This is a genomic window from Roseobacter phycocola, from assembly GCF_042055075.2.
GTDB lineage: Bacteria > Pseudomonadota > Alphaproteobacteria > Rhodobacterales > Rhodobacteraceae > Roseobacter.
Window position 1 is genome coordinate 3,024,851 of sequence record NZ_CP194010.1, and the last position, 23,169, is coordinate 3,048,019.

The 23,169-nt window shown below is 59.7% G+C and carries 22 protein-coding genes; 5 read left to right on the plus strand and 17 right to left on the minus strand.

All coding sequences use genetic code 11. The features are described from left to right. The first annotated feature begins 6 nt into the window (after positions 1–6). The gene (gene hemC, locus AB4K19_RS14915; RefSeq protein WP_375229095.1) at positions 7–951 is read left to right on the plus strand and encodes a hydroxymethylbilane synthase; all 945 of its coding nucleotides are present in this window, start codon (positions 7–9) and stop codon (positions 949–951) included. An 11-nt stretch (positions 952–962) separates the two neighbouring features. Here hemC and hemF read toward each other — a convergent pair whose 3' ends face one another. The 4 genes from hemF to clpS form a co-directional block, all read right to left on the minus strand. Next, positions 963–1,856, minus strand: a complete 894-nt coding sequence (gene hemF / locus AB4K19_RS14920; RefSeq protein WP_375229096.1) for an oxygen-dependent coproporphyrinogen oxidase — start codon at positions 1,854–1,856, stop codon at positions 963–965. Between the two features lie 73 nt (positions 1,857–1,929). After that, the gene (locus AB4K19_RS14925) at positions 1,930–2,730 is read right to left on the minus strand and encodes an SDR family NAD(P)-dependent oxidoreductase (RefSeq protein WP_375229097.1); all 801 of its coding nucleotides are present in this window, start codon (positions 2,728–2,730) and stop codon (positions 1,930–1,932) included. Positions 2,731–2,769: 39 nt separating this feature from the next. After that, on the minus strand, positions 2,770–3,762 hold the full coding sequence (locus tag AB4K19_RS14930) for a class I SAM-dependent methyltransferase (RefSeq protein ID WP_375229098.1): 993 nt from the start codon (positions 3,760–3,762) through the stop codon (positions 2,770–2,772). A 4-nt stretch (positions 3,763–3,766) separates the two neighbouring features. After that, a complete protein-coding gene (gene clpS, locus AB4K19_RS14935; RefSeq protein WP_375229099.1) occupies positions 3,767–4,108 on the minus strand; it encodes an ATP-dependent Clp protease adapter ClpS in 342 nt (113 codons plus the stop codon). Positions 4,109–4,190: 82 nt separating this feature from the next. On the opposite strand from clpS, the gene AB4K19_RS14940 reads away from it, so the two are divergent. Together AB4K19_RS14940 and AB4K19_RS14945 are read left to right on the plus strand one after the other, a co-directional pair. Then, on the plus strand, positions 4,191–4,892 hold the full coding sequence (locus tag AB4K19_RS14940; RefSeq protein WP_375229100.1) for an HAD family hydrolase: 702 nt from the start codon (positions 4,191–4,193) through the stop codon (positions 4,890–4,892). 177 nt (positions 4,893–5,069) lie between these two features. Continuing rightward, positions 5,070–6,578, plus strand: a complete 1,509-nt coding sequence (locus AB4K19_RS14945; protein ID WP_375229101.1) for a D-alanyl-D-alanine carboxypeptidase family protein — start codon at positions 5,070–5,072, stop codon at positions 6,576–6,578. Here AB4K19_RS14945 and ccoS read toward each other — a convergent pair. Genes ccoS through ccoN form a run of 8 tightly spaced genes read right to left on the minus strand, consistent with a single transcriptional unit; the run spans position 6,550 to position 14,272 of the window. Next, positions 6,550–6,741, minus strand: coding sequence for a cbb3-type cytochrome oxidase assembly protein CcoS (ccoS, locus tag AB4K19_RS14950; protein WP_375229102.1), 192 nt, complete (start codon positions 6,739–6,741; stop codon positions 6,550–6,552). The two genes, AB4K19_RS14945 and ccoS, sit on opposite strands and share 29 nt — an antisense overlap. Then, positions 6,738–8,930 (minus strand): heavy metal translocating P-type ATPase, encoded by a 2,193-nt coding sequence (locus AB4K19_RS14955; protein WP_375229103.1) that lies wholly within the window; start codon positions 8,928–8,930, stop codon positions 6,738–6,740. Before AB4K19_RS14955 ends, ccoS begins: the two co-directional genes overlap by 4 nt. Then, positions 8,927–9,391, minus strand: coding sequence for a FixH family protein (locus AB4K19_RS14960; protein WP_375229104.1), 465 nt, complete (start codon positions 9,389–9,391; stop codon positions 8,927–8,929). Before AB4K19_RS14960 ends, AB4K19_RS14955 begins: the two co-directional genes overlap by 4 nt. Next, entirely contained in the window at positions 9,391–10,821 is a 1,431-nt protein-coding gene (gene ccoG, locus AB4K19_RS14965) for a cytochrome c oxidase accessory protein CcoG (protein ID WP_375229105.1), read from the minus strand. The genes AB4K19_RS14960 and ccoG overlap by 1 nt, the downstream gene beginning before the upstream one ends. A gap of 38 nt (positions 10,822–10,859) precedes the next feature. Continuing rightward, entirely contained in the window at positions 10,860–11,726 is an 867-nt protein-coding gene (gene ccoP, locus AB4K19_RS14970) for a cytochrome-c oxidase, cbb3-type subunit III (protein WP_375229106.1), read from the minus strand. Next, positions 11,723–11,908 (minus strand): cbb3-type cytochrome c oxidase subunit 3, encoded by a 186-nt coding sequence (locus AB4K19_RS14975; protein WP_375229107.1) that lies wholly within the window; start codon positions 11,906–11,908, stop codon positions 11,723–11,725. Before AB4K19_RS14975 ends, ccoP begins: the two co-directional genes overlap by 4 nt. 11 nt (positions 11,909–11,919) lie before the next feature. Next, entirely contained in the window at positions 11,920–12,645 is a 726-nt protein-coding gene (ccoO, locus tag AB4K19_RS14980; RefSeq protein ID WP_375229108.1) for a cytochrome-c oxidase, cbb3-type subunit II, read from the minus strand. Positions 12,646–12,658: 13 nt separating this feature from the next. Beyond that, a complete protein-coding gene (ccoN, locus tag AB4K19_RS14985) occupies positions 12,659–14,272 on the minus strand; it encodes a cytochrome-c oxidase, cbb3-type subunit I (protein ID WP_436398206.1) in 1,614 nt (537 codons plus the stop codon). A 202-nt stretch (positions 14,273–14,474) separates the two neighbouring features. Here ccoN and AB4K19_RS14990 point away from each other — a divergent pair, with 202 nt between their 5' ends. Then, the gene (locus AB4K19_RS14990) at positions 14,475–15,314 is read left to right on the plus strand and encodes a universal stress protein (RefSeq protein ID WP_375229109.1); all 840 of its coding nucleotides are present in this window, start codon (positions 14,475–14,477) and stop codon (positions 15,312–15,314) included. A 22-nt stretch (positions 15,315–15,336) separates the two neighbouring features. Here the strand turns inward: AB4K19_RS14990 and fnrL are convergent, their stop codons facing one another. Further along, complete coding sequence (gene fnrL, locus AB4K19_RS14995; RefSeq protein WP_436398208.1) at positions 15,337–16,080, minus strand: transcriptional regulator FnrL; 744 nt, start codon at positions 16,078–16,080, stop codon at positions 15,337–15,339. A gap of 65 nt (positions 16,081–16,145) precedes the next feature. Here fnrL and hemN point away from each other — a divergent pair, with 65 nt between their 5' ends. After that, entirely contained in the window at positions 16,146–17,501 is a 1,356-nt protein-coding gene (gene hemN / locus AB4K19_RS15000) for an oxygen-independent coproporphyrinogen III oxidase (protein ID WP_436398210.1), read from the plus strand. Between the two features lie 3 nt (positions 17,502–17,504). On the opposite strand, the gene AB4K19_RS15005 is transcribed toward hemN, so the two are convergent. Genes AB4K19_RS15005 through AB4K19_RS15020 form a run of 4 tightly spaced genes read right to left on the minus strand, consistent with a single transcriptional unit; the run spans position 17,505 to position 23,119 of the window. After that, positions 17,505–19,085, minus strand: coding sequence for an ABC transporter ATP-binding protein (locus AB4K19_RS15005; RefSeq protein WP_375229111.1), 1,581 nt, complete (start codon positions 19,083–19,085; stop codon positions 17,505–17,507). Beyond that, on the minus strand, positions 19,082–20,188 hold the full coding sequence (locus AB4K19_RS15010) for an ABC transporter permease (protein WP_375229112.1): 1,107 nt from the start codon (positions 20,186–20,188) through the stop codon (positions 19,082–19,084). Before AB4K19_RS15010 ends, AB4K19_RS15005 begins: the two co-directional genes overlap by 4 nt. Then, positions 20,188–21,276, minus strand: a complete 1,089-nt coding sequence (locus AB4K19_RS15015) for a microcin C ABC transporter permease YejB (protein ID WP_436398211.1) — start codon at positions 21,274–21,276, stop codon at positions 20,188–20,190. The genes AB4K19_RS15010 and AB4K19_RS15015 overlap by 1 nt, the downstream gene beginning before the upstream one ends. Positions 21,277–21,280: 4 nt before the next feature. Beyond that, a complete protein-coding gene (locus AB4K19_RS15020; protein WP_375230906.1) occupies positions 21,281–23,119 on the minus strand; it encodes an extracellular solute-binding protein in 1,839 nt (612 codons plus the stop codon). Between the last annotated feature and the right edge of the window lie 50 nt (positions 23,120–23,169).

Here is a 23,169-nt window from a genome sequence, read left to right on the forward strand (position 1 = left end):
AAACCCATGACAGTGCACCTTCCCACCCCCGACTCTCCGCTCAAAATCGGTACGCGCGGCTCACCGCTCGCGCTGGCGCAGGCCTATGAAACCCGCGAAAGACTGATGCGCGCCTTTGATCTGCCCGAGGGTGCCTTCGAGATTGTCATTATCAAAGTGACCGGCGATGCGATCCAGGATCGCCCACTCAAAGAGATCGGCGGCAAAGGATTGTTCACCCGTGAGATCGAGGAAGATCTGCTGTCGGGAAAGATCGACATCGCGGTCCACTCGATGAAGGATATGCCAACCATCCAGCCGGACGGGCTGGTGCTGGACACCTATCTGCCGCGTGAGGACGTACGCGATGCCTTCGTCTCACCGCAGCTGTCCGGGATCGCCGAACTGGCCTCCGGCGCGGTTGTCGGCACCTCCAGTCTGCGGCGCAAAGCACAGCTGCTGTACCGCCGCCCAGACCTTAAGGTTGTCGAGTTCCGCGGCAACGTCCAGACACGTCTGAAGAAACTGGCAGACGGGGTGGCCGAATGTACTTTTCTGGCGGCTGCCGGGCTGAACCGCCTGAATATGGATCATGTTCCTGCGACACCAATTGATGCATCTGACATGCTGCCTGCTGTGGCCCAGGGTGCTATCGGAATCGAACGGCGCATCGCCGACGACAATACCGCCGGGCTGCTGGCTGCCATTCACGACACGGAAACCGGTCAGCGTCTTGCTGCCGAACGCAGCTTCCTGCTGACGCTCGACGGGTCCTGTGAGACACCCATCGCCGGGCTTGCCGAACTGGACGGCGGCACACTCAACCTGCGCGGCGAAGTTCTGCGCCCGGATGGCAGCGACGCGATCGCAGGACGCCGCAGCGGGCCTGTCGCAGATGGCGCGGAAATGGGCCGCGACCTCGCTCAGGAACTGCTGTCACGGGCCGGAGATGGCTTTTTTGACTGGCACTGAAAGGTCCTGGCTCAGACCCATTTGGCCAGCGGCGGCAGGCTCATAAGAACTGCATTTGCATCGTGGCCGGTCTCGAGCCCGAATTTTGTGCCCCGGTCATAGACCAGGTTGTATTCGGCGTAGAGCCCTCTGTGCACAAGCTGCGCGTCCTTATGCTCATCGGACCACGGCATCACACGGCGCTTGCGGACCAGCGGCAGGTAGGCCGGCAAAAACGCCCGCCCGATGTCCCGCGTAAGCGCAAAATCAGCCGCCCAGTCATCGGTGCAGTGATCATCCATAAAGATGCCACCAACACCGCGCGCCCTGCCCCGGTGCGGAACAAAGAAATACTCATCCGCCCAGGCTTTCAGTTTCGGGTAGTGTTCATCGCCATGCGGAGCCAGATGCGTCTGTTGCGTGGCATGAAAATGTGCCGTGTCCTCATCATATTCGATGCAGGGGTTGAGGTCGGACCCACCGCCGAACCACCAGGCATGTGGTGTCCAGAACATGCGCGTGTTCATGTGTACGGCTGGCGCATGCGGGTTCTGCATATGCGCCACAAGGCTGATCCCGCTGGCCCAGAAACGTGGGTCGTCCTTCATGCCCGGGATACCTTTGCGCGCTGCCATTGCCATCTGGGCGCGCTCACCCAGCGTGCCGTAGACCGTGGAAATGTTGACCCCGACCTTCTCAAAAACACGTCCGCCGCGCATCACGCTCATCAGTCCGCCGCCGGCATCGGAGCCATCATCACTGGTGCGGGTCGTTTCGGTCACCTCAAAGGTACCGGGGGCCGCATCACTGAGCGGACCTTCGCTGTGATCCCGTTCCAGCTCTTCAAACGCGCCGACGATCTCGTCCCGCAGCGTCCGGAACCAGGCGGAGGCCTGTTGTTTCTCTGTATCAAAAGGTTCGGTCATGATGCGCCTGATGTGTCAATTTTCTGTGACACTTGTTTAACGCGGAAATGGCCGGAACGGAAAGAAGGAATTATCAGTGCGCGGGCGCCGTCACCGCATCCAGCAGGCTGCGTCCGCCATCAACGGTAATCACCTCTCCTGTCATAAAGCCGGAGCTTTCGGCCGCAAGGAACTGAACGGCATCGGCCAGCTCGGTCGGCCCGGCGATCCGTCCCATGGGAGTATGCGCACGGATATCGTCACGCCACTCGCTGTTTTCCACCACCGAGGATTTCAGAGATGCGCTCATCACAGAGCCGAAGGCCACGGCGTTCACGCGGATCCGTTCAGGTGCCAGCGCCAGCGCCATCGATTTCGTCATCTGTTCCAGCGCCGCAGACGCGATGGAATACCCCATCAGCTCGGGCCGGGTGTTGCGCGCCGCGATCGAGCTGAGGTTCACAATGGATCCAAGCTGCCCTTCCGGCTGATCAGCGCCCTGTTTCATCATGCGTTTCGCGACCTGTTGGGTGAGCTGCAGCGCGGTCATCAGATTCTGCTCCAGCAGTACTTCGACCGAGTTGTCCTCAACATCCATCGCGTTCGTCGGCATCACCTGACGCGATGCGTTGACCAGAATGTCGACACGGTCAAAGGCATCGATGGTCGCCGACACCAGGTTGGCAATCGTCAGCCGCTGCCGCAGGTCCCCCGCGAAATAACGCAGTGTGGCATCGTCTTTCTGCTCTCCCCATTCAGCCGCCAGCCGCTTTTCGTCCATATCGGCACACATGACATTCGCGCCCCGGTCGGCGAACTGGCGCGCAATCGCCAGACCAATGCCATTCGCGGCACCTGTCACGATTGCGGTCTTTCCTTTGATGGAAAATGACATCTTGTCCTTTCTGACGCGCGACGCGCCCTCTGGAACCTGTTATCTGCGGCGCCTCAGCGGGCGCGTGGCCTGGAACAGTTTGAAGCGGTTGTCTCCACCCACTTCAGTCACCTTTGAAAAGAACTTCTGCAGTGTTGCTTCATACGGCAGATGGCGGTTTGCCACCATCCATAAATGGCCGTTTGACGCAAGAAGCCGCGCAGCAGACGCGACAAAAGCCTGGCCCAGCGCCGGATCTGCGTCGCGCCCCGTATGAAACGGAGGATTCATGACCACTGTGTCGCAGGGTCCGGGCGCCTGCCAGCGGGTCGCATCTGCCCAGTAAAACGCAGCCCGCGGATCCGTGACATTGTGGCGCGCGCATTCCAGCGCCATATGGCCTGCCTCGACCAGGTGCACCTGTTCAACAGTTTCGCGGGTCAGAACATGCGCGGAGAGAAAACCCCAGCCCGCGCCCAGATCAACGACTGTGCGGCCCAGACGTTCGGGCAGCGCCTGCGCCAGCAACGCGGACGCAGGATCAACCGCATCCGTTGAAAAAACACCTGGGGCTGTCCAGAAACCACCTTCGGTCAGTGCTGGCCCGGCCTGCCAGTCTGCAAAATCCCCGGGATCGGCATCCGGCATCACAAACAGTTTGCCGTGCGCCCGGATGAAAGGACCTGTAACTTCGGTGCGGCGGCGTGCTGCGCGCAGGATACTGTCGGCACCATCCGTTTTCTGACCATCAATCAGAACCGGCCCTTTCGTCATCCGCACCGCATCCGCAATCATCGCATGAGCTTCGGCCCTTGCACGCGGCAGGCAAACCACCGACGCGTCATAGATGCCTTCGGGCTCTACCGCACAGGCCATACCGCGTTCCGTCCAGGCGTCGAACGCCGGGCGAAACCCCTCGATAATCTCCACCTGAAACCCTTCGAGTGCGGACAGGGAGGCGTCCACAGGAGGCCGGAAAACCGCAACGCGCCCGCCGGATGGCAGAAGAGGGCCGCCTTCCCTAAGGGCCAGCGGCAATCGGGCATCAATCATGTGCCTATTCTTCTTTTTCCATGGTGCATTGCAGCGGATGCTGGTGACGCCGGGCAAAGTCCATCACCTGAGCGACTTTGGTTTCCGCAATCTCGTGGCTGAAAACGCCCACAACCGCGACGCCTTTTTTGTGAACCGTCAGCATGATCTCAAACGCCTGGGCGTGGTTGAGCCCAAAGAAACGTTCCAGCACATGCACAACAAACTCCATCGGTGTGAAGTCGTCGTTCAGCAACAGAACCTTGTAAAGCGGGGGGCGCTTTGTTTTAGGTCGGGTCGCTGTCAGGACCGAGGAATCTCCCTCGTCATCCGAATGGTCTGACATCATGATAGCTTCTCGGTGCATTGCTGCTCCTGACAGGCTGTTTGTGCGGTGAGTCTCAGTTGGGTTTATATAACCTGTCTTCGGATTTAGAAAAGGGGTTGGAATGGCGCGCAAAGTAACGACAGTCGGCTTTGATGCTGACGACACGCTCTGGCATAATGAGCGGTACTTCCAGCTGACCCAGGCACACTTTGCGGATCTTCTTTCCGATTACACTGAGAAAGACACTCTGATGCAGCGGCTGGTTGCGGCGGAAAAACGCAATCTTGGCCAGTATGGATTCGGCGTGAAAGGCTTCACCCTGTCGATGATTGAAACCGCACTGGATGTCACCGACCGCCGGGTGTCAGGCGCAGTTATCGAGGAAATACTCAATGCCGGGCGTGAGATGCTGGCTCATCCGGTCGACCTGTTGCCACACGCGCAGGCCGCGGTGGAGGAAGCGGCGGAAAACTACCGTATTCTGTTGATAACAAAGGGTGATCTTCTTGATCAGGAGCGCAAACTGGCTCAATCCGGTCTGGGTGATCTCTTTGATGCGGTGGAAATCGTCTCGGACAAAAACACCAGTGTCTACCGGGATATTTTTGATCGTCACGGGCACAGTGCCGACAGCGGCGTTATGGTCGGTAATTCGGTCCGGTCAGATGTTCTGCCAATGATCGAAGCGGGCGGTTTCGGTGTTCATGTACCCTACCATGTGACCTGGGAACTGGAACATGCAGAAACCCCGGTATCACATGACCGGTTCCGCAGTCTGCCGGACCTGAGCACCCTCAGCACGCTCCTTGCCGGGTTGCCGTAACAGGTGCACGAATTTCGGGCAATAAAGTTAACGGCATTCCGGAAATCCGGGTTTCACCGAAACTTAACGCAATTCCCTTAAAACAATAACTTTATTGAAACCGAAACCTGTGTTAGCCTCCGGCACATAAAAAGCCAGCCGAACAATCGGCGGCATGAGGCAGAAAAGGCAGTGATCATGAAGGTTCGGCGCACGTGGCCGGCCCGTTACGGGCTATTTATTCTCGCAGCTTTGTGGATGCTGGTCATCCTGCCGCTCAGCGCCGCAGCGGCGCCTTATGCGGCAATGGTGATGGATGCGCGTACGGGCGAGGTTCTGCATTCAAGAAACGCGGACACACGCCTGCATCCGGCCTCTCTCACCAAGATGATGACGCTCTATATCGCATTCGAAGCGGTGGAACGCGGCGAAATTTCGCTTGATACCAAAGTCAGAATTTCGCGTTTCGCAGCCGCCGAGCCGCCGTCGAAACTGGGTCTGAAAGCAGGCCAGCGCATTGCGTTCCGCTACCTGATCCGCGCCGCTGCCGTCAAATCTGCCAACGACGCGGCAACAGCCATCGGCGAAGCTCTGGAAGGATCAGAAGCGGCATTTGCCCGCCGCATGAACCGTACGGCCAAGGCGCTTGGCATGTCGCGCACCACCTTCAAGAACGCACATGGCCTGACGGAACGCGGCCATATGTCTACCGCCCGGGATATGACGATCATGGGGCGGCATATGCTGTATGATTATCCGGAATATTATAACCTGTTTTCCCGCAAATCGACACACGCCGGGGTACGCAATGTCGCGAACACAAACCGGCGGCTGCTGTCCGCCTATCGCGGCGCTGACGGCATCAAGACGGGATATACCCGTGCAGCCGGGTTCAACCTTGTCGCCTCGGCTGAACGGGGACAGGAACGCATCATCGCCACAGTTTTCGGGGGCACATCTACCAGCGCCCGCAACGCCCGTGTTGCCGAATTGCTCGATATGGGTTTCAAACGCGCGCCCAGCCGTGCCCGGCTGAAAAAGCCGGGACTGCCCGTTTACCGTTCCAAGCCCACGCGCCCGAATACCATTCTGGCGTCCAGCCTCCGGCCTGCGCTGCGTCCGCGCGCGGTCATCGCGCAGCCGCTTCTCTTGACACGTACGGATGAGGCGATTGCTGCTGCCCTTTCAGGAGAGACTGCACCGGTGGCACCTGCACCGGCGGCGGCTGCTGCAAGTACCGCCGGCCTCCTGAATACGGATACGACAACGGCACTTCTGGCAGCGCAGGCTGCTCAGGCACTGGATGAAACTGAAAGCGCGCCAGCGAACAAGCCGGAAGGCACCTTTGTATCCGCGCGACCCGTTTTGCGCCCGGGTTCAGCAACCACCGCGGCAACAGCCGGCCAGCAGGAAGCCACAGCCGTTATTGCGCCCGAACCCGAGGTTGTCACACGACTCTCGACATCAGGCGGGCATCAGTGGGGCGTAAATGTCGGGCAATACACGTCGCGATACAATGCAGAGCGCGCGCTGGTCACGACAGCGCTTGCTGAAATGGCCACACTGGACGGGACACTTCGCAAAGTCGTGAAACGGCCGACAGGCTTTGATGCGAATTTTCTTGGCATGACACAGGAAAGCGCGGACCTGGCCTGCCGTCGGCTGGCCGCCCGCAATATCAGTTGTCAGACGGTCGGTCCGTCCTGACGCTTTCCGGGCGCGGACGGCTATCCCAGTCATCATTCAGTATGCGCCGGCTGTCACCGTCAGGATCGTCATACTGACGGCTCCTGATCGTAAAAACGAACGCCGCAAGACCAAGTCCTCCAAGCAACAGCGACACCGGAATGAGATAGGCCAGTACGTTCATTTCCCTGTTCCTGCGACCCTGAGAGCGTTTACCGATACAGTAAGCGAAGACAGCGACATCGCAAGCGCAGCGATCAGCGGTGTCGCCAGTCCGGCAACGGCCAGCGGCACGGCCACAATATTGTAGACCGTCGCTATCCGGAAATTCTCGCGAATACGTTTGGTCGCTCGGCAGGCAGTATCAAGCGCATCTGCGACGGGTGACAAATCCCTGCCAAGCAACACAATGTCGGATGCCGCGCGCGCCGCATCCAGCGCCTGCGCGGGACTGATCGAGACATGTGCAGCGGCCAGCGCGCCCGTATCATTCAGACCGTCCCCGACCATCAGAACCTTTCGCCCGTTGTCCTGCAGTTTCTGAACGAACGCTGCTTTCTGATCAGGCAGAACGCCGGCCTGCCATTCCGTGATCCCAAGGACATTCGCAACCGCACGTACCGATGCCGCCCGGTCGCCCGAAAGAAGGATCACTTCTTTCCCGGCGGCCTCCAGCTGGGGCACAAGACTGTCGGCTCCGGGACGCAGCGCATCCCAAAACGACAGGATCACTGGTTTATCGGTGCCCCGCAGAAATGCAGCACTCAGCTGGTCATCGGGAACATCAGCGCCCAGCCATTCCGGGCGGCCGAGCCGCACAAGTTGCCCAGCGATCTCCGCCTCCGTGCCGTATCCGGGTATCTCACGCAGATTGTCTGCCTCAGACGCAAAAACCCCTGCATCTCTTGCTGCGTCGGCCACAGCCCGGGACAGAGGATGTGAAGACACCTGAGCAAGCGCAGCAACTGCAGATTGTTGATCTGCGGTCAGATCATGCCAGTTCGTCAGCTTCGGCTGTCCGCTCGTCAAAGTGCCCGTTTTGTCAAAAACCACTGTGTCCGCTTCGGCCAGACGCTCCAGGGCGGTCGAGTTCTTAATCAGCAGGCCGCGCCCGAAAAGCCGACCGGATGCCGCAGTGGTCACCGCCGGAACAGCAAGGCCCAGTGCACAGGGGCAGGTAATGATCAGAACGGCAGCCGCAATATTGGCCGCAACACGCATATCCCCGGACCAGACCAGCCAACCCAGAAAGGAGAGCGCCGCCAGAATATGCACACCCGGCGCGTAAAGCTTGGCCGCCTTATCCGCCAGTGATGTATAGCGCGACCTGCCGCTCTCCGCGACGGCAACCAGTGCCGCGAGGCGGTGCAGCGATGTTTCTGCTCCGACAGCCGTCGCCTGGACTACCAGCGGCCCCGTCAGGTTCACTTCGCCCGCGCTCACAGCATCACCGGACTGGCGCAGTTCCGGCAGCGTTTCACCGGTGAGCGCAGAGCGGTCCGTCTCCGAAGCCCCCTCCAGGACAATCCCGTCCACAGGGGCACGGGATCCGGGCCGTACCAGCACCGCGTCACCTGCATTCAGACGGCTCACCGGCACCTCAACCGGTTCCTGCCCCTGCATCACCCAGGCGCGTGGCACTTCCAGCGCAGTCAGTTCCTCTGCGGCGGATCGCGCCGCAGACCGCGCACGGGCTTCAAGCCAGCGTCCGGCGAGCAGAAAGAAGGTCAGCGTCAGCGCAGCATCGAAATAGGCATGCTCACCGGAAAGCCATGTCTCCCAGAGGGACGTTGCCACAGCCAGAGCAATCGCCAGACTGATCGGCACATCCATATTCAGGCGTCCTGCCCGCAGCGCGCCCCAGGCGTTGCGGAAAAACGGCTGTGCCGAAAACGCCAGCGCCGGCAGTGTGATGGCGGCAGATATCCAGTGAAACATGTCACGCGTGGCGTCTGTGGCACCGGACCAGACTGCAACTGATAACAGCATCACGTTCATGGCAGCAAAGCCCGCAACCGCCATGCGCATGAGCAGATCGCGCCCCATGCTGCCGGTCCGAGTCTCCTGCAGCGCGTCAGGATCCAGTTCCCAGGCGTCAAAGCCGGATGCCCGGACTGTTTCTGCCAGCTCCACAGCAGTCACATCAGCCGCCGCATCAATTGTGACCTGTTTCCGGGTGAGATTAACCCGTGCATGCCGGACGCCGGGATGGGCAAGCAGTGCCTGCTCTACCGTAGCGATACAGGCCTGGCAGTGAATGGTCGGGACAGACAGTGCCAGCGATGCATTGCGGAGCGGCACATCCTCTGTCTGCCCGGGTGCAGCGATGCAACCGGGGCAGGCAACGGCGGATGGCTGCTCCGCCAGTGTCATGATCTGTCGTCCGCAATATGAAGAATGACACGCTGCCGGAACTCAGCGCCACCATCCTGCCGTGCCACCATCCGTATGTTCCAGTTGCCCGGCGCAAGAACCGCATCGGCAACATAGGCTTCACCGTTGAATGAGAAATCCGGCCGCTGATCATCGCGTACATGCGTAGCACGGCCCAGGGTCGCATCAAGTGCGCTGACCCGCACCGGCTCACCCTCGCGGTCGGTGATCGACAGGCTGATCTGGTCGCCGAGAGCGCTGGCGGTGACAGTCCAGCCAAGCGCCTGTTGCGCGGCGCGATCCGCATCAAACTTCTGGCTCGCAACATATGAATTGCGGACCTCAAGCCCCGGGAATGTCTTCACCGCGCTGAACGCAAGCGTCAGGTTCACCGCGATGATGACAGCAAAGGCTGCGCCAAAGATCAGGGCGACGTGACGTCCTTTGAGTTCTCTGGTCATTATTGCTCTCCTGTTCCGATAAAGCTGCTGTCTTTATATGCCCGGTCGCCGTTGGTCAGATCCTCGACCCAGAAACGAAGATCCGAACGCTCACCACCGGCAGGCACTGATCCTGGCGGCGCAATGACGTAAACGCGCTGGAGCAGCGACGTGTCGGCCGGAACTTCGATGGATCCATAGGGCGTGCCTTCGAGATCAATCCTGACAGCCGGGTCGCCGGCCACACTGAGCCTGAACAGCCGGTCGTCATTGTTTTTGTTGCGCAGCCGGATTTCATAGGTGTTCCGGATTGATCCGTCAGAAAGCGTCACAAAGGTCGGGTTACGCACTGCGGCAACGGTCATTTCGATGTCCGCGCGCACAAAAAGTGCCACGACGAGCGCGATGCCAACGGCCGACCAGAGTGCTGTGTAGAGAATGGTCCGGGGCCGGAAGACATGTTTCCAGATCGCGCGCGGCGCGGCACCGCCCCGCTCGGCTGTTTCGTCCGAAAGGGCGAGGTAGTCGATCAGGCCACGCGGCTTGCCAATCCGCTCCATCACGTCATCACAGGCGTCGATACACAGCGCACAGGTGATGCATTCCATCTGCTGCCCGTCACGGATGTCGATCCCCATGGGGCAGACGTTCACGCAGGCCATACAGTCGATGCAATCGCCCATCGGCTCTGTTTTTGCGGCTTCACTGTGTTTGCGCGGCTCGCCCCGCCACTCGCGATAGGCCACGGTGAGGGTGTCCTCGTCCATCATCGCGCCCTGGATACGCGGCCAGGGGCAGGCATAGATACAGATCTGCTCGCGGGCAAATCCGCCAAATCCAAAGGTTGTCGCGGTCAGAATGGCGACAGTGATATAGGCGACCGCCGCGGCCTGCCCTGTGAAAAGGTCCACAAACAGGGTTGGCGCATCGGCGAAATAGAACACCCAGGCACCGCCGGTTGCCATCGCAATCAACAGCCAGAGCGTCCATTTGACGAGGCGCAGCCGCAGTTTGCGGAAATCCATCTTTTCCTGCCGGTGCAGACGCAGGCGGGCGTTGCGGTCTCCCTCAACCCAGCGTTCCACCAGAATGAAAAGGTCCGTCCAGACCGTCTGGGGGCAGGCGTATCCGCACCAGACGCGACCCAGAGCCGATGTGAAAAGGAACAGACCCAGCCCCGCCATGATCAGCAGGCCAGCCACGAAGTAAAACTCATGGCTCCAGATATCGATCCAGAAGAAATAGAACCGCCGGTGCGCCAGATCGAGCAGCACAGCCTGATCCGGCAGCTCCGGCCCCCGGTCCCATCTGATCCAGGGCACCAGGTAATAGATGCCGAGGGTGACCGCCATGATCACCCATTTCAGATTGCGGAATGTGCCGGAAACACGGCGCGGGAAAATCGGTTCGCGCGCCGCGTAGAGACTGGGAGGTGGGACTTGATCTGTCACTGCTGCTGTCCTTGTGAGAGCGGGGTCAGCCGGGGCGGTTATTCACCGCCGCCAAGCTGGTGCACATAGAGTGCGACTGCCCGTATCTCTGCCTCAGAAAGACGCTGGGTCCAGGGTGGCATAACGCCATAGCGACTGTAGGTCACAGTCTCCACAAGCGTGTCGTAATCGCCGCCATAGAGCCAGATCGCGTCCGCGAGGTTAGGTGCTCCAAGATCACGGTTTCCGAGCCCCTCGTCCCCGTGACACGACGCACAGTTGTCGGCATAGACCTCAACCCCGGCGCTTGCCGCATTTGGGTCTGCCGGCGTTGCACCGGACAACTCCATTATGAAGTTGGCGACCTGAGCGATTTCCGCCTCTTCCAGGATCTCGCCGAAGGCCGGCATCTCGGAGTAGCGCGCGTCGTCGTCTTCCTCGTTGCGGATACCATGGGCAATGGTCGCGTGGATGTTTTCGATATCCCCGCCCCAGAGCCAGTCATTGTCCAGCAGGTTGGGATACCCAACGGCACCAGCAGCGCCCGACCCGTGGCACTGGGTGCACCAGGTCCGGTAGACTGCAGCCCCCGCAGACACAGCATAGCTGTTCAGTTCCGCATCTGCTGAAACCTCAGTCAGTTCCGCTGCAGCGAGACGTGCATTGATGGGACCGTTGGCTTCTTCGACTGCGGCGATTTCAGCCGCGACCTCACCTCGGGTGGTGTAGCCCAGCATGCCCGCTGTTGCAGAGGACACAAGCGGCCACGCAGGATAGGCGATGGTATAACCGATGCCCCAGATGATGGTGATGTAGAAGGTCCAGAGCCACCAGCGTGGCATAGGGTTGTCAAACTCCTCAATGCCGTCCCAGCTGTGGCCGGTGGTATCGGGATCGCCCTCTTGTTTCGGGGGTACTTTGGTCATTTATCTGCCTCCTCAGCCGGAGCGGGTCGTTCGTCGTTTCGGAAAATCATGTTCGCGGTTTCGCGGTGCAGCGAACGGCTGCCCGGGCGGAACACCCAGAACGCCATGCCCACAAAGACCGTGAAGAGAAGCAGCAGCATCCAGCTGTCTGCAAATTCGCGCAGGAATGAATAGGTTTCCATCGGGTCTCTCCTCAGCGGCTGGCGTCAGGGGTGAAAGTCGAGAAATCGACCAGCGTGCCCAGCATCTGCAGATAGGCGATCATAGCGTCCGCCTCTGAGATGCCCGGCTGCCCGTCAAAGTTCCGGACCTGAGCGCCCGGGTAGCGTTCGAGCATGTCGTCGTAGTCGCTGTCCGGATCAGCCTGGGCACGGAAATCTGCTGCCGCAGCCTCAATCATCTCGTCCGTGTAGGGAACACCCACGAACGCATGCGTGGCGAGCAGATCTTCGATGTGTTCCGGTTCGATCAGCGTTTCCTCAAGGAACGCGTACTTTGGCATGATCGATTCCGGCACCACCGACTGCGGATCACGCAGGTGCACCAGGTGCCAGTCGTCCGAATAACGGCCGCCGACGCGCGCCAGATCAGGCCCTGTCCGCTTGGAGCCCCACTGGAACGGATGGTCGTACATTGACTCAGCCGCCAGCGAGTAGTGGCCATAACGCTCAACCTCGTCCCGCATCGGGCGGATCATCTGGCTGTGGCAGACATAGCACCCTTCGCGGATGTAGATGTCACGCCCGGTCAGCTCCAGCGGAGAATACGGGCGCATGCCCTCAACCTTCTCAATGGTGTTCTCCAGGTAGAACAGCGGCACAATCTGCACCAGCCCCCCGACCGTCACCACCAGAAAGCTGAGCACCAGCAGCAGTGTCGCATTGGTTTCGATGAACTTGTGTTTGGTAAGGATCGACATATCAGCTCCCTCCTTATTCAGCAGGGACGGCTGTGGGCAGGGCGTCTTTGGCAGGCGCCGCCCGGACAGTCATCCAGAGGTTATAGCACATGATGATGGCACCCGACAGGAACAGTACCCCGCCCAGACCACGCACCACATACATCGGGAACTTGGCGCTCACGGTGTCAGCAAAGCTGTTCACGAGGAAGCCGTTCGCGTCCACTTCGCGCCACATCAGGCCCTCCATGATGCCTGTAACCCACATGGACGCCGCATAGAGAACGATACCGATGGTCGCGAGCCAGAAGTGCCAGCTGACCAGTTGCAGGCTGTAGAGACGTTCGCGTTTCCAGAGCACCGGCACGAGGTAGTAGAGCGCGCCGAATGTCACCAGACCGTTCCAGCCCAGCGCACCGGAGTGTACGTGGCCGATGGTCCAGTCGGTGTAGTGCGACAGCGAGTTGACCGCACGGATGGACATCATCGGGCCCTCAAAGGTGGACATACCGTAGAACGCGAGGCTGGTGACCATCATCCGCAGCACCGGGTCGGTGCGCAGCTTGTCCCAGGCGCCCTGCAGCGTCATGAGGCCGTTGATCATACCGCCCCAGCTCGGCATCCAGAGGATGATCGAGAACACCATGCCGAGAGTAGAGGCCCAGTCCGGCAGCGCTGTGTAATGCAGGTGGTGCGGTCCCGCCCAGATATACAGGAAGATCAGCGCCCAGAAGTGGATGATCGACAGCTTGTAGCTGAATACAGGACGTTCCGCCTGTTTCGGCACGAAGTAGTACATCATCCCAAGGAAGCCCGCGGTCAGGAAGAAGCCCACAGCGTTGTGGCCGTACCACCACTGTACCATGGCGTCCTGAACCCCGGAAAATACCTGAACGGACTTGGACCCCCAGATCGAGACCGGGATCGACAGGTTGTTCATGATATGCAGCATCGCAACGGTCACGATGAACGCGAGATAGAACCAGTTCGCCACGTAGATATGCGGCTCGCGGCGTTTGACGATCGTACCCAGGAAACAGGCCAGATAGGCGACCCAGACGATGGTCAGCCAGAGATCGACATACCATTCAGGCTCGGCATATTCCTTGGACTGAGTGCCCCCCAGCAGATAGCCGGTGGCGGCCAGCACGATAAAGAGCTGGTACCCCCAGAAGACGAACCATCCAAGGTTGCCGCCCCAGAGGCGCGCGGCAGAGGTGCGCTGGACCACAAAGAACGAAGTGGCAATGAGAGCGTTGCCCCCAAATGCAAAAATCACCGCCGAGGTATGCAGCGGACGCAGCCGCCCGAAGTTGGCATAGCCTTCTGCCCATTCGAAATTCAGCGACGGGAACGCCAGCTGGAACGCGATGACCACGCCCACAAGGAACCCGACGACACCCCAGAATGCGGTGGCGATCACCGCGTAGCGTACGACCGAATCAAAGTATTCATTCTGTGGCGGAGCCGTTTTCGGTTCATCGATGCCGCGCAGGGTCACAAGAAAGAGCCCTGCACCGACGATCATAAAAATTACCATGTGCAACTGATATGCCAGGTCCCGCGCATAGCTGGCTGCAATCATAGCAAACAGCGTCACGATACCCAGAACGACCAGCTTTACGTAGTCCATTGTTCCGGTTTCCATTTATCCGGTTCCCTTCCGTCTGGCGCAGCAGACCCGCCGCCGGGGCGGTTCTGATGAAACTTATCGTGACACCTTAGTGCCCGCAGATACGGGCGGGTGCTTTGATCTGCATCAAGAAGCCTGCGCAAATCAGGTGCTAGTGTTCCGGTGTGGGCCGCCGCCGGCATGGCACGCGCCCCGAAAACACAGAAAGGATGCAACCATGGCTTTCAAAACACTTCTGACAGTGCTCACCACTGAGGAAACCGGCGCTTCGGCGCTTGAGGCCGGAATTGATCTTGCCCGGGGATTCGACGCGCACCTTGAGGTGATCTGCCTCGGACTGGACCGGTCGCATGCATCCTATTACGAGCTCGGTGCCAATGCGACGGTCATGCAGGCTGCAATCCAGAACGCACATGAGAAGGCCGAGACAATCCGCATTGGTGCAGCAACTCGCCTGGAGAAATCGGATATTCGCTGGGACGCATCTGATGCCGTTTCAATGGGAGCAGACGCGGGGCGTGCCGTTGTCTCTGCCGGGCGTTTCGCAGATATGGCGGTTCTGCCATTGCCCTATGGGGAGACGGTTCAGCCAGAAGACAGCGCGGTACTGGAAGCATTGCTGATCGAAGCGCGCTGCCCCACACTGGTCGTTCCTGCAGGCATCAGCGCAAAGCCCGCCCCGGAGCGTGTTGTGATCGGGTGGAACGAAAGCCCCGAAGCACTGCGGGCGGTGCGCGCCGCACTCCCTGTCCTTCAGACCGCGGCCAACGTGCACATAACCATTATTGATCCGCCGGCCCACGGCAGCGACCGGTCTGACCCGGGCGGGGCGCTTGCCACATATCTGTCGCGCCACGGCGTGCATTGCGACATTCAGGTCATGTCCGGCAGTGGTGGCAGTGTCAGTGACCGGCTGGCCCGCCATGTGCAGGAAACCGGTGCTGATCTGCTGGTGATGGGGGGATATGGTCACTCGCGCTTCCGCGAGGCCATCCTGGGCGGCGCAACACGGAACATGCTGGAGCACGCGAAAGTGCCCGTCCTGATGATGCACTGAGCGATGCAGGCCTGAACGTCATTCAGACGGGCAGGCCTCCGTCACTGTCATCGCCGGCCTCTTCCAGAAGACGGCTCATATCCGGCACAATGATATGCCGCTTCCCGTCCAGGACGATAACCCCGTCCTTTTTCAATGCGGATATCTGACGGCTTACTGTTTCCAGCGTAAGCCCCAGATAGTCAGACATCGCCTCGCGTGTCAGCATCAGATCAAAGGATATGGTGCCCTGATCGCTGGTATTGTCCAGTTCCGCAATCCGCCGGGCAATGATCGCCAGCAGGCTCGCAATTTTTTCGCGTGCAGTTTTGCGGCCGAGAACCAGCATCCATTCACGTGCGGCATCCAGTTCGTCGAGCGTCATTTCGAGCAGACGATGCGCGATATGCGGTGTCGAGGAAATCATCTGCTCGAATGGTTTTCTGCGAAAACAGCACATCACAACGTCGCTTGCGGCCGTCACCGTATAGCTCGCGGTTTCCCGCTGCGGCCGGCCGACAAAATCTGACGGCAGCAAAAGGCCCACCATCTGACGGCGGCCATCCTCCATTGTCTGGGTTAGCGTCGCCACGCCGGACACCACGGAGGCGACAAAATCCATCCGGTCACCGGCCCACATGATCGTCTGACCCGCGCTGAAACTGCGGTAGTTCTTGATTTCCTCAAGCCTGGCCAGTTCATCCGCTTCGCACCTGGCGCAGACAGCTCTGTGCCGGATCGGGCAGTCACTGCAGTCTTTGAGGTTTGGCGCCAGCATCTGCGTCATTCAAAAGCTTCCTGTTTTTGATCTGTGTCAAGGCGAACTGACACACGCTTCCCTAGAAGACCAGTATGCACACGAACGTCAAATTAGCAAAGCTTGGACTCTTCGATACGAAGGTGCCGCGCTATACAAGTTACCCCACCGCACCAAAATTTTCGGATGCGGTCGGCCCTTCGCAGATGGACGACTGGATCTCTGCGATTGAGCCCGGATCCGCCATTTCTCTCTACCTGCACATCCCCTTTTGCCGCAGATTATGCTGGTTCTGCGCCTGCCGGACACAGGGCACGAAAACAGACGGACCCGTTGCTGCCTACCTTGAAACGCTCGCCCGTGAACTGGCGTTGTTCGGCAGCAGGTTGCCGGAGGGTGTTACACTCAGTCGCATGCACTGGGGCGGTGGAACCCCGACCCTGCTGCAACCGGACATGATTTCCGAACTGGCCGCACGAATCGCGGACGTCGTCCCCCTGGCGCCAGGCGCCGAATTTTCGGTCGAGGTCGACCCCAATGAGATCGATCAGCCACGCGTGGACGCACTTGCCCGCGCCGGGATGAACCGCGCATCAATCGGCGTGCAGGATTTCGATGATGAGGTTCAGAACACAATCGGGCGCATTCAGGGGTTCGAGGCAACGCGCGATGCGGCCGACATGCTGCGCGGCGCAGGTATCCGCTCGCTGAACGCGGATATTCTGTTCGGTCTGCCACACCAGGATCGCGGGCGCATCGCATCAACGGTTCAGAAACTTCTGACGCTGACGCCTGACAGGGTTGCTCTTTACGGCTATGCGCACGTCCCATGGATGGCGCGGCGGCAGTCGCTGATCCCGTCAGACGCCCTGCCCCAACCGGAAGAACGGCTGGCTCTTTTCGAGACCGCCCGGCAGCTCTTCGAATGGGACGGCTACGAGCAGATCGGCATCGATCACTTCGCATTGCCGGGTGACGGACTGGCGATTGCTGCACGGGCAGGCAAACTGCGCCGGAATTTTCAGGGATACACCGATGAGCCTTCCGAAACCCTGATCGGTCTCGGCGCCTCAGCCATTTCGCGCTTTCCGCAGGGATATACGCAGAATAACCCGGGCACATCCGCACATACCAAAGCCATCCGTGCGGAAACTTTTAGTACTTGCCGCGGTCACGTCTTCACTGCCGAGGACCGGCTGAGATCGCGTATGATCGAAGCGGTGATGTGCGACTTTTCAGTCAGCCGCCAGGACCTGGCAGACCGGTTTCCGGGGGAAATGGCGCTCGCTGACAGCTTACTGTCCGGGGCCGCGATCACGTTCGGAGATACTGTTCGCCTGACCGAACAAGGGCTTCGGATCACCGACGAGGCACGCCCGCTGGCGCGGATCATCGCCCGCTACTTTGACGCCTACGATATGTCAGAACAGGCGCACGCGTCCGCCATCTGACCGTCAGGTCGCGGCTTGCAACAGGGTTTGCGTGTAGGCATCCCGGGGCGCATCAAAAATCTGGTCCACCGGTCCGGCTTCGACCACGTCGCCCCGTTTCATCACCATCACCTTGTGTGACATCGCCCGCACGACTTTCAGGTCGTGGCTGATAAAGATGTAGGCCAGCCCGTATTTCTTCTGGAGATCCCGCAACAGATCGACGATCTGAACCTGAACTGTCATATCCAGCGCAGAGGTCGGCTCGTCCAGAACCAGCAGTTTCGGCCGCAGGATCATCGCCCGCGCGATTGCGATCCGCTGACGCTGGCCACCGGAAAACTCGTGCGGATACCGGTCCATCGTGGCCGGGTCGAGGCCAACTTCTGTCATCACTTCCTGAACCAGTTCACGCGGGGCGCGGTCCGGATCCACATTGTGGATGGTCAGCCCTTCGGAAATGATCTGCGCACAGGTCATACGCGGGCTCAGCGAGCCAAACGGGTCCTGGAAAACGATCTGCATGTCCTTACGCAGACCGCGCAGCTCGCGGGTGGACCACTTGCGCACATCTTTACCCATGAAGGTAATGCCGCCTTCCGACGAAATAAGCCGCATGATCGCGAGCGCCGTCGTTGTCTTGCCCGAGCCGCTTTCCCCGACGATGCCAATGGTTTCACCCGCCCGCACGGTCATGTTGGCATCATTCACCGCTTTGACGTGACCAACCGTGCGCCGCAGCAAACCCTGCTGGATCGGAAACCAGATTTTCAGGTTGTCAGTCTGCGCAATTACTTCGGCGTTGTCAGGTACAGGTTCCGGGGCACCCGAAGGTTCCGCGCTCAGCAGTTTTCTGGTGTAGGGATGTTTCGGCGATCCGAATATCTCCGCAGTGGGTCCGGTTTCGACAATCTCACCGTGCTGCATCACGCAGACACGGTCGGCAATCCGCCGTACGATGCCAAGATCGTGGGTGATGAAGAGCAGCCCCATACCGAGGCGGTCCTTCAGATCTTTGAGCAGATCGAGAATCTGCGCCTGAATGGTGACATCCAGCGCGGTGGTCGGTTCATCCGCAATCAGCACATCCGGCCCGTTGGCCAATGCCATCGCGATCATCACCCGCTGGCGCTGCCCGCCGGACAACTGATGCGGATAACTGGACAGCCGCGTTTCCGCGTCCTGAATGCCCACCTGTTCCAGAAGTTCGAGAATACGCGCGCGGGCTGCGGCTCCGGCCAGACCCTGGTGCAGCGCGATGCTCTCGCCCAGCTGCTTTTCGATAGTATGCAGAGGGTTGAGCGACGTCATCGGCTCCTGAAAGATGAAACTGATGTCGTTGCCGCGCACTTTGCGCAACAACGTCTCATCCGCACCGATCATCTGCTGACCATCGTATGTCACCGAACCGGACACTTCGGCGCTCTCGCCCAGCAGCGACACGGTGGACAGCGCCGAAACAGATTTGCCAGAGCCGGATTCGCCCACCAGAGCAACCGTTTCGCCCCGTTCCACGGAGAAGCTTACGCCTTTGACGGCCTCGCTCACCCGGCCGTCCTGGCGAAATCCGACCCGAAGGTCTTTCACGTCGAGCAAAGCGGTCATGAGAAGGTCTTTCGCGGATCGAAGGCATCGCGGATGCCCTCAAAGATGAAAACCAGCAGCGACAGCATGATCGCAAAGGTAAAGAAGGCCGTAAACGCCAGCCAGGGCGCCTGAAGGTTCTGTTTGGCCTGCAGTGTCAGCTCTCCGAGGCTCGGGGCAGAGGACGGCAGACCGAAGCCCAGGAAATCCAGGATCGCCAGCGTCGAAATAGTCCCGGTGATGATGAAGGGCAGCATCGTCAGCATCGCAACCATCGCATTGGGCAGCATGTGACGGAACATGATCGTCACGTTGGAGACGCCCAGAGCGCGGGCCGCGCGCACGTATTCCAGGTTCCGTGCGCGCAGGAACTCGGCCCGCACCACGCCCACCAGCGATGTCCAGCTGAAGAGCACCAGCAGGATGACGAGCAGCCAGAAACTTCGCCCCAGAATGGCGAACATGATGATGATCACATAAAGCGACGGCGTCGAGGACCAGATCTCAATCACCCGCTGAAATATCAGGTCGGTTTTGCCGCCGAAAAAGCCCTGTACCGCGCCGGCAATAATGCCGATCAGGCTGGACAGGCCGGTCACCACGAGGGTGAAAAAGATGGACAGCCTGAACCCATGCACAACGCGCGCCAGAACATCCCGTTTGGTGCCATCCGTGCCAAGGAGGTTCTCGCCGTTGGGCGGCAGCGGGGCAGCACCAGGCCGGTCAACGGCCGTGTCATAGGAATAGGGGATCAATGGCCAGATCGCCCAGCCCTGCTCGATCGCCTCACCTTCGACAACACCATCGGCCGCATCTTCAATGTAGCCTTCGGGATCATCAAAACAGAGATCCAGACCACCTGTCGCGATCAGGCATTTCACTTCCGGATCGCGGTACACCGCCTCTGTCTGGAAATCGCCCCCGAATGCTGTTTCCGGATAGAAGTTCCAGATCGGCGTGTAATAGTCGCCCCGGTACTGCACGAGGATCGGTTTGTCGTAGGCGATAAACTCCGCAAAGAGCGACAGCCCGAACAGGATGCCGAAAATCCACAGGGACCAGTACGCGCGCCTGTTGCGCCTGAAATTCCGCCAGCGTCGCTGGTTCAGCGGGGACAGAGCCATCAGCCTTCTCTCCGCTCAAAGTCAATGCGCGGATCCACCAGCACATACATCAGGTCGGACAGGATCCCGACGATCAGGCCAATCAGACCAAAGATAAAGAGCGTGCCGAAGACGATCGGGTAATCCCGTGCGACCGCAGCCTCAAAACCAAGCCTGCCCAGCCCATCAAGACTGAAGATCGTCTCGATGATGAGTGAGCCGCCGAAGAACACGCCGATGAACACAGCCGGAAACCCGGCAATCACGATCAGCATCGCATTGCGGAAAACGTGACCGTAAAGCACACGGGATTCCGACAGCCCCTTGGCCCGGGCCGTCATCACATAGTGCTTTTTGATTTCGTCGAGAAAGCTGTTTTTGGTCAGCAGCGTCAGGGTCGCAAAGGCAGAGATGGTCGAGGCGAGGACCGGCAGTGTGATATGCCAGAAATAGTCTGCAACCTTCCCCAGCGTTGACAGTTCGTCAAAGTTGTCGCTGGTCAGGCCACGCAGCGGGAAAATCTGCCAGTAGGACCCGCCAGCAAAGAGCACCAGCAGAAGAATGGCGAAGAGAAAGCCCGGGATCGCATAGGCGGCGATGATGGCGCCCGATGTCCATGTGTCAAACCGCGAGCCGTCCCGCACGGCTTTGCGGATACCCAGCGGGATCGAAACCAGATAGGCGATCAGGGTAGACCACAGCCCCAGCGTGATCGAAACCGGCAGCTTTTCCTTGATCAGATCAATCACGGAAATCGACCGGAAGTAGCTCTCTCCGAAATCGAAGCGCATGTAGTTCCAGATCATATTCAGAAAACGTTCGACCGGTGGTTTGTCAAATCCGAACTCGGCCTCAAGCTCAGCGATGAACTCCGGCGGCAAGCCACGAGCCCCGATATATTGCGAGTCGCTTCCGCCCAAATCTTCGGCGCCCGCATCATTGTTGGTTCCGGAAAAGCCTTCGAAAACGTCGCCACCGCCCTGGATGCGGGCAATCGCCTGTTCAACCGGTCCGCCCGGCACAAACTGGACGAGCGCGAAATTAATCAGCATGATCCCCAGCAGGGTCGGGATGATCAGCAGAAGCCTTCTGACAATATAGGCGCCCATGGGCTTACCTCAGCGCCCCGGCCGCGCGCAGCGCATCTGCCTTGTCCTGGTTGTACCACCAGAAATCCAGGTTCCCGAGCGCATAGGCAGGGATTTCCTCAGGGTGTTCATACTGGTCGTAGTAGGCGACCCAGTGGCTCGGGTTATACCACACCGGAATCATAATAAATTCATACCGCAACGCCCGGTCGAGTGCTGTCAGTGTTGCCTGTTCCTCTTCGCGGTTGGTCGCATTCAGGGACCGGTTGATGATCTCGTCGACCAGCGGGCTTGCCAGTCCGGCGGGATTGAAAAGGCTGAAGGCCGCAGCCTCTGAGCCGTAACGCTGCATCAGGCCCGTGCCGGTGCCCAGAAAAGCACCATAAGCGTCAAACACCAGATCATAGTCCCGGTCGCGTTCGCGTGTCGTGTACTGGGCGGCGTCCACCTTTTCAAAGGTGATGTCGATGCCCAGTGTTTTGACGTTGGCAACGAAGTTCTCCATGACCGCGCTCAGCGTCGGAGACGTGGCACTATTGAAAAGGAAATTCAGCTTCAGCGTTTCGCCGGCCGCATTGCGCCGGATGCCGTCATCGCCAACGCCCCAGCCCGCCGCATCAAGCATCCGCATTGCCTGACGCGCATTGCGCCGGTCCAGCAGACGTTCCGCCCGCGAGGTATGAGGCTCAATCACAGGTTCGCTGATCATTGCCGGTGGCACCAGATCACCAAGCGACTGCAGGAACGCCAGCTCGGCACCTTCGGGCAGACCGCTGGCCATCAGCGGGGTGCCCTGGGTGAAGGACGCGCGCTGGCGGAACAGACCGTATTGCAGGCTCTCGTTCGTCCACTCAAAATTGAAGGCAAGCGCGATGGCCTGGCGTACCTGCCGGTCCTGCAACTGCGGGCGGCCAAGGTTGAACACAATGCCCGACGGTGTCGGAGGCGACCCGTTCGGCAGTTCTTTGGTCACGACCAGCCCTTCACGCTGCTTCGGGAAATCATACCCGGTGGCCCACTTTCTGGAATCGCCTTCGGTGCGGAAGGTGTATTCGCCGGCTTTGAATGCCTCAAAGGCTGCTGTGTCATCGCCAAAGTATTCGATGCGGATGGTATCGAAGTTGTTCCGGCCAACGTTGAACGGCAGGTCGCGCCCCCAGTAATCCGGGTTTCGCTTGTAAACGATGCGCCGGTTCACATCGACGCTGTCGATCATGTAAGGGCCTGAGCCCGGCGAAACATCCAGACGGCTTTCGTCAAGGCCGTAACCGGTTTCCTCATACCACTTCTTTGACCAGGCGGGCACAAAGCCGACCTGATCGATCAGGCTGCGGCGCGAAATGCCTTCGGTGAAGTAGAATTTGATGGTGTAGTCGTCGATCACCTCGACCTTCGGGATGCGCTTGCGTACTGCATCCGCGTAGGATTTGAGGCCCTCGTCCAGCAGAAGGTTGTGGCTGAAGGCGATGTCATGAGCGGTAACGGGCGATCCATCCGAGAAACGCGCTTCTTTGCGCATATGGAAGATGACCCAGTCTTTGGTTTCGGGGTACTCAACCCGCTCGCAGAGCAGACAATAGGATTCGCCATAGACATCTGCCGGGGCAGAGGCGCCGCCCGTTCCATCACCCAGCAGGCTTTCGTACATCATGCTCGACAGGGCACCGGCACGGCCTTTTCGCGTGTAGGGGTGCATTGAGTCGAAAGTGCCAACCACGCTCAGAGCGATTTCCCCGCCTTTGGGCGCGTCAGGATTAACATAGTCAAAGTGCGTGTAGTCGGCCGGATAGGTCAGATCGCCGTAGAAAGAATACCCATGGCTGACCACCATGTTGTCCTGCGCGCGGACAGCACCGGACCACATGAAGGCGCATATGAGGGTGAGAATGCCAAGACCGGCGGTCATTGTGTCGG

Bases quoted from the DNA above. Each gene is read 5' to 3' on its own strand.
- hemC (WP_375229095.1), top strand. From the start codon at position 7: ATGACAGTGCACCTTCCCACCCCCGACTCTCCGCTCAAAATCGGTACG.
- hemF (WP_375229096.1), bottom strand. From the start codon at position 1,856: ATGACCGAACCTTTTGATACAGAGAAACAACAGGCCTCCGCCTGGTTC.
- AB4K19_RS14925 (WP_375229097.1), bottom strand. From the start codon at position 2,730: ATGTCATTTTCCATCAAAGGAAAGACCGCAATCGTGACAGGTGCCGCG.
- AB4K19_RS14930 (WP_375229098.1), bottom strand. From the start codon at position 3,762: ATGATTGATGCCCGATTGCCGCTGGCCCTTAGGGAAGGCGGCCCTCTT.
- clpS (WP_375229099.1), bottom strand. From the start codon at position 4,108: ATGCACCGAGAAGCTATCATGATGTCAGACCATTCGGATGACGAGGGA.
- AB4K19_RS14940 (WP_375229100.1), top strand. From the start codon at position 4,191: ATGGCGCGCAAAGTAACGACAGTCGGCTTTGATGCTGACGACACGCTC.
- AB4K19_RS14945 (WP_375229101.1), top strand. From the start codon at position 5,070: ATGAAGGTTCGGCGCACGTGGCCGGCCCGTTACGGGCTATTTATTCTC.
- ccoS (WP_375229102.1), bottom strand. From the start codon at position 6,741: ATGAACGTACTGGCCTATCTCATTCCGGTGTCGCTGTTGCTTGGAGGA.
- AB4K19_RS14955 (WP_375229103.1), bottom strand. From the start codon at position 8,930: ATGACACTGGCGGAGCAGCCATCCGCCGTTGCCTGCCCCGGTTGCATC.
- AB4K19_RS14960 (WP_375229104.1), bottom strand. From the start codon at position 9,391: ATGACCAGAGAACTCAAAGGACGTCACGTCGCCCTGATCTTTGGCGCA.
- ccoP (WP_375229106.1), bottom strand. From the start codon at position 11,726: ATGACCAAAGTACCCCCGAAACAAGAGGGCGATCCCGATACCACCGGC.
- AB4K19_RS14975 (WP_375229107.1), bottom strand. From the start codon at position 11,908: ATGGAAACCTATTCATTCCTGCGCGAATTTGCAGACAGCTGGATGCTG.
- ccoO (WP_375229108.1), bottom strand. From the start codon at position 12,645: ATGTCGATCCTTACCAAACACAAGTTCATCGAAACCAATGCGACACTG.
- ccoN (WP_436398206.1), bottom strand. From the start codon at position 14,272: ATGGAAACCGGAACAATGGACTACGTAAAGCTGGTCGTTCTGGGTATC.
- AB4K19_RS14990 (WP_375229109.1), top strand. From the start codon at position 14,475: ATGGCTTTCAAAACACTTCTGACAGTGCTCACCACTGAGGAAACCGGC.
- fnrL (WP_436398208.1), bottom strand. From the start codon at position 16,080: ATGACGCAGATGCTGGCGCCAAACCTCAAAGACTGCAGTGACTGCCCG.
- hemN (WP_436398210.1), top strand. From the start codon at position 16,146: ATGCACACGAACGTCAAATTAGCAAAGCTTGGACTCTTCGATACGAAG.
- AB4K19_RS15005 (WP_375229111.1), bottom strand. From the start codon at position 19,085: ATGACCGCTTTGCTCGACGTGAAAGACCTTCGGGTCGGATTTCGCCAG.
- AB4K19_RS15010 (WP_375229112.1), bottom strand. From the start codon at position 20,188: ATGGCTCTGTCCCCGCTGAACCAGCGACGCTGGCGGAATTTCAGGCGC.
- AB4K19_RS15015 (WP_436398211.1), bottom strand. From the start codon at position 21,276: ATGGGCGCCTATATTGTCAGAAGGCTTCTGCTGATCATCCCGACCCTG.
- AB4K19_RS15020 (WP_375230906.1), bottom strand. From the start codon at position 23,119: ATGTGGTCCGGTGCTGTCCGCGCGCAGGACAACATGGTGGTCAGCCAT.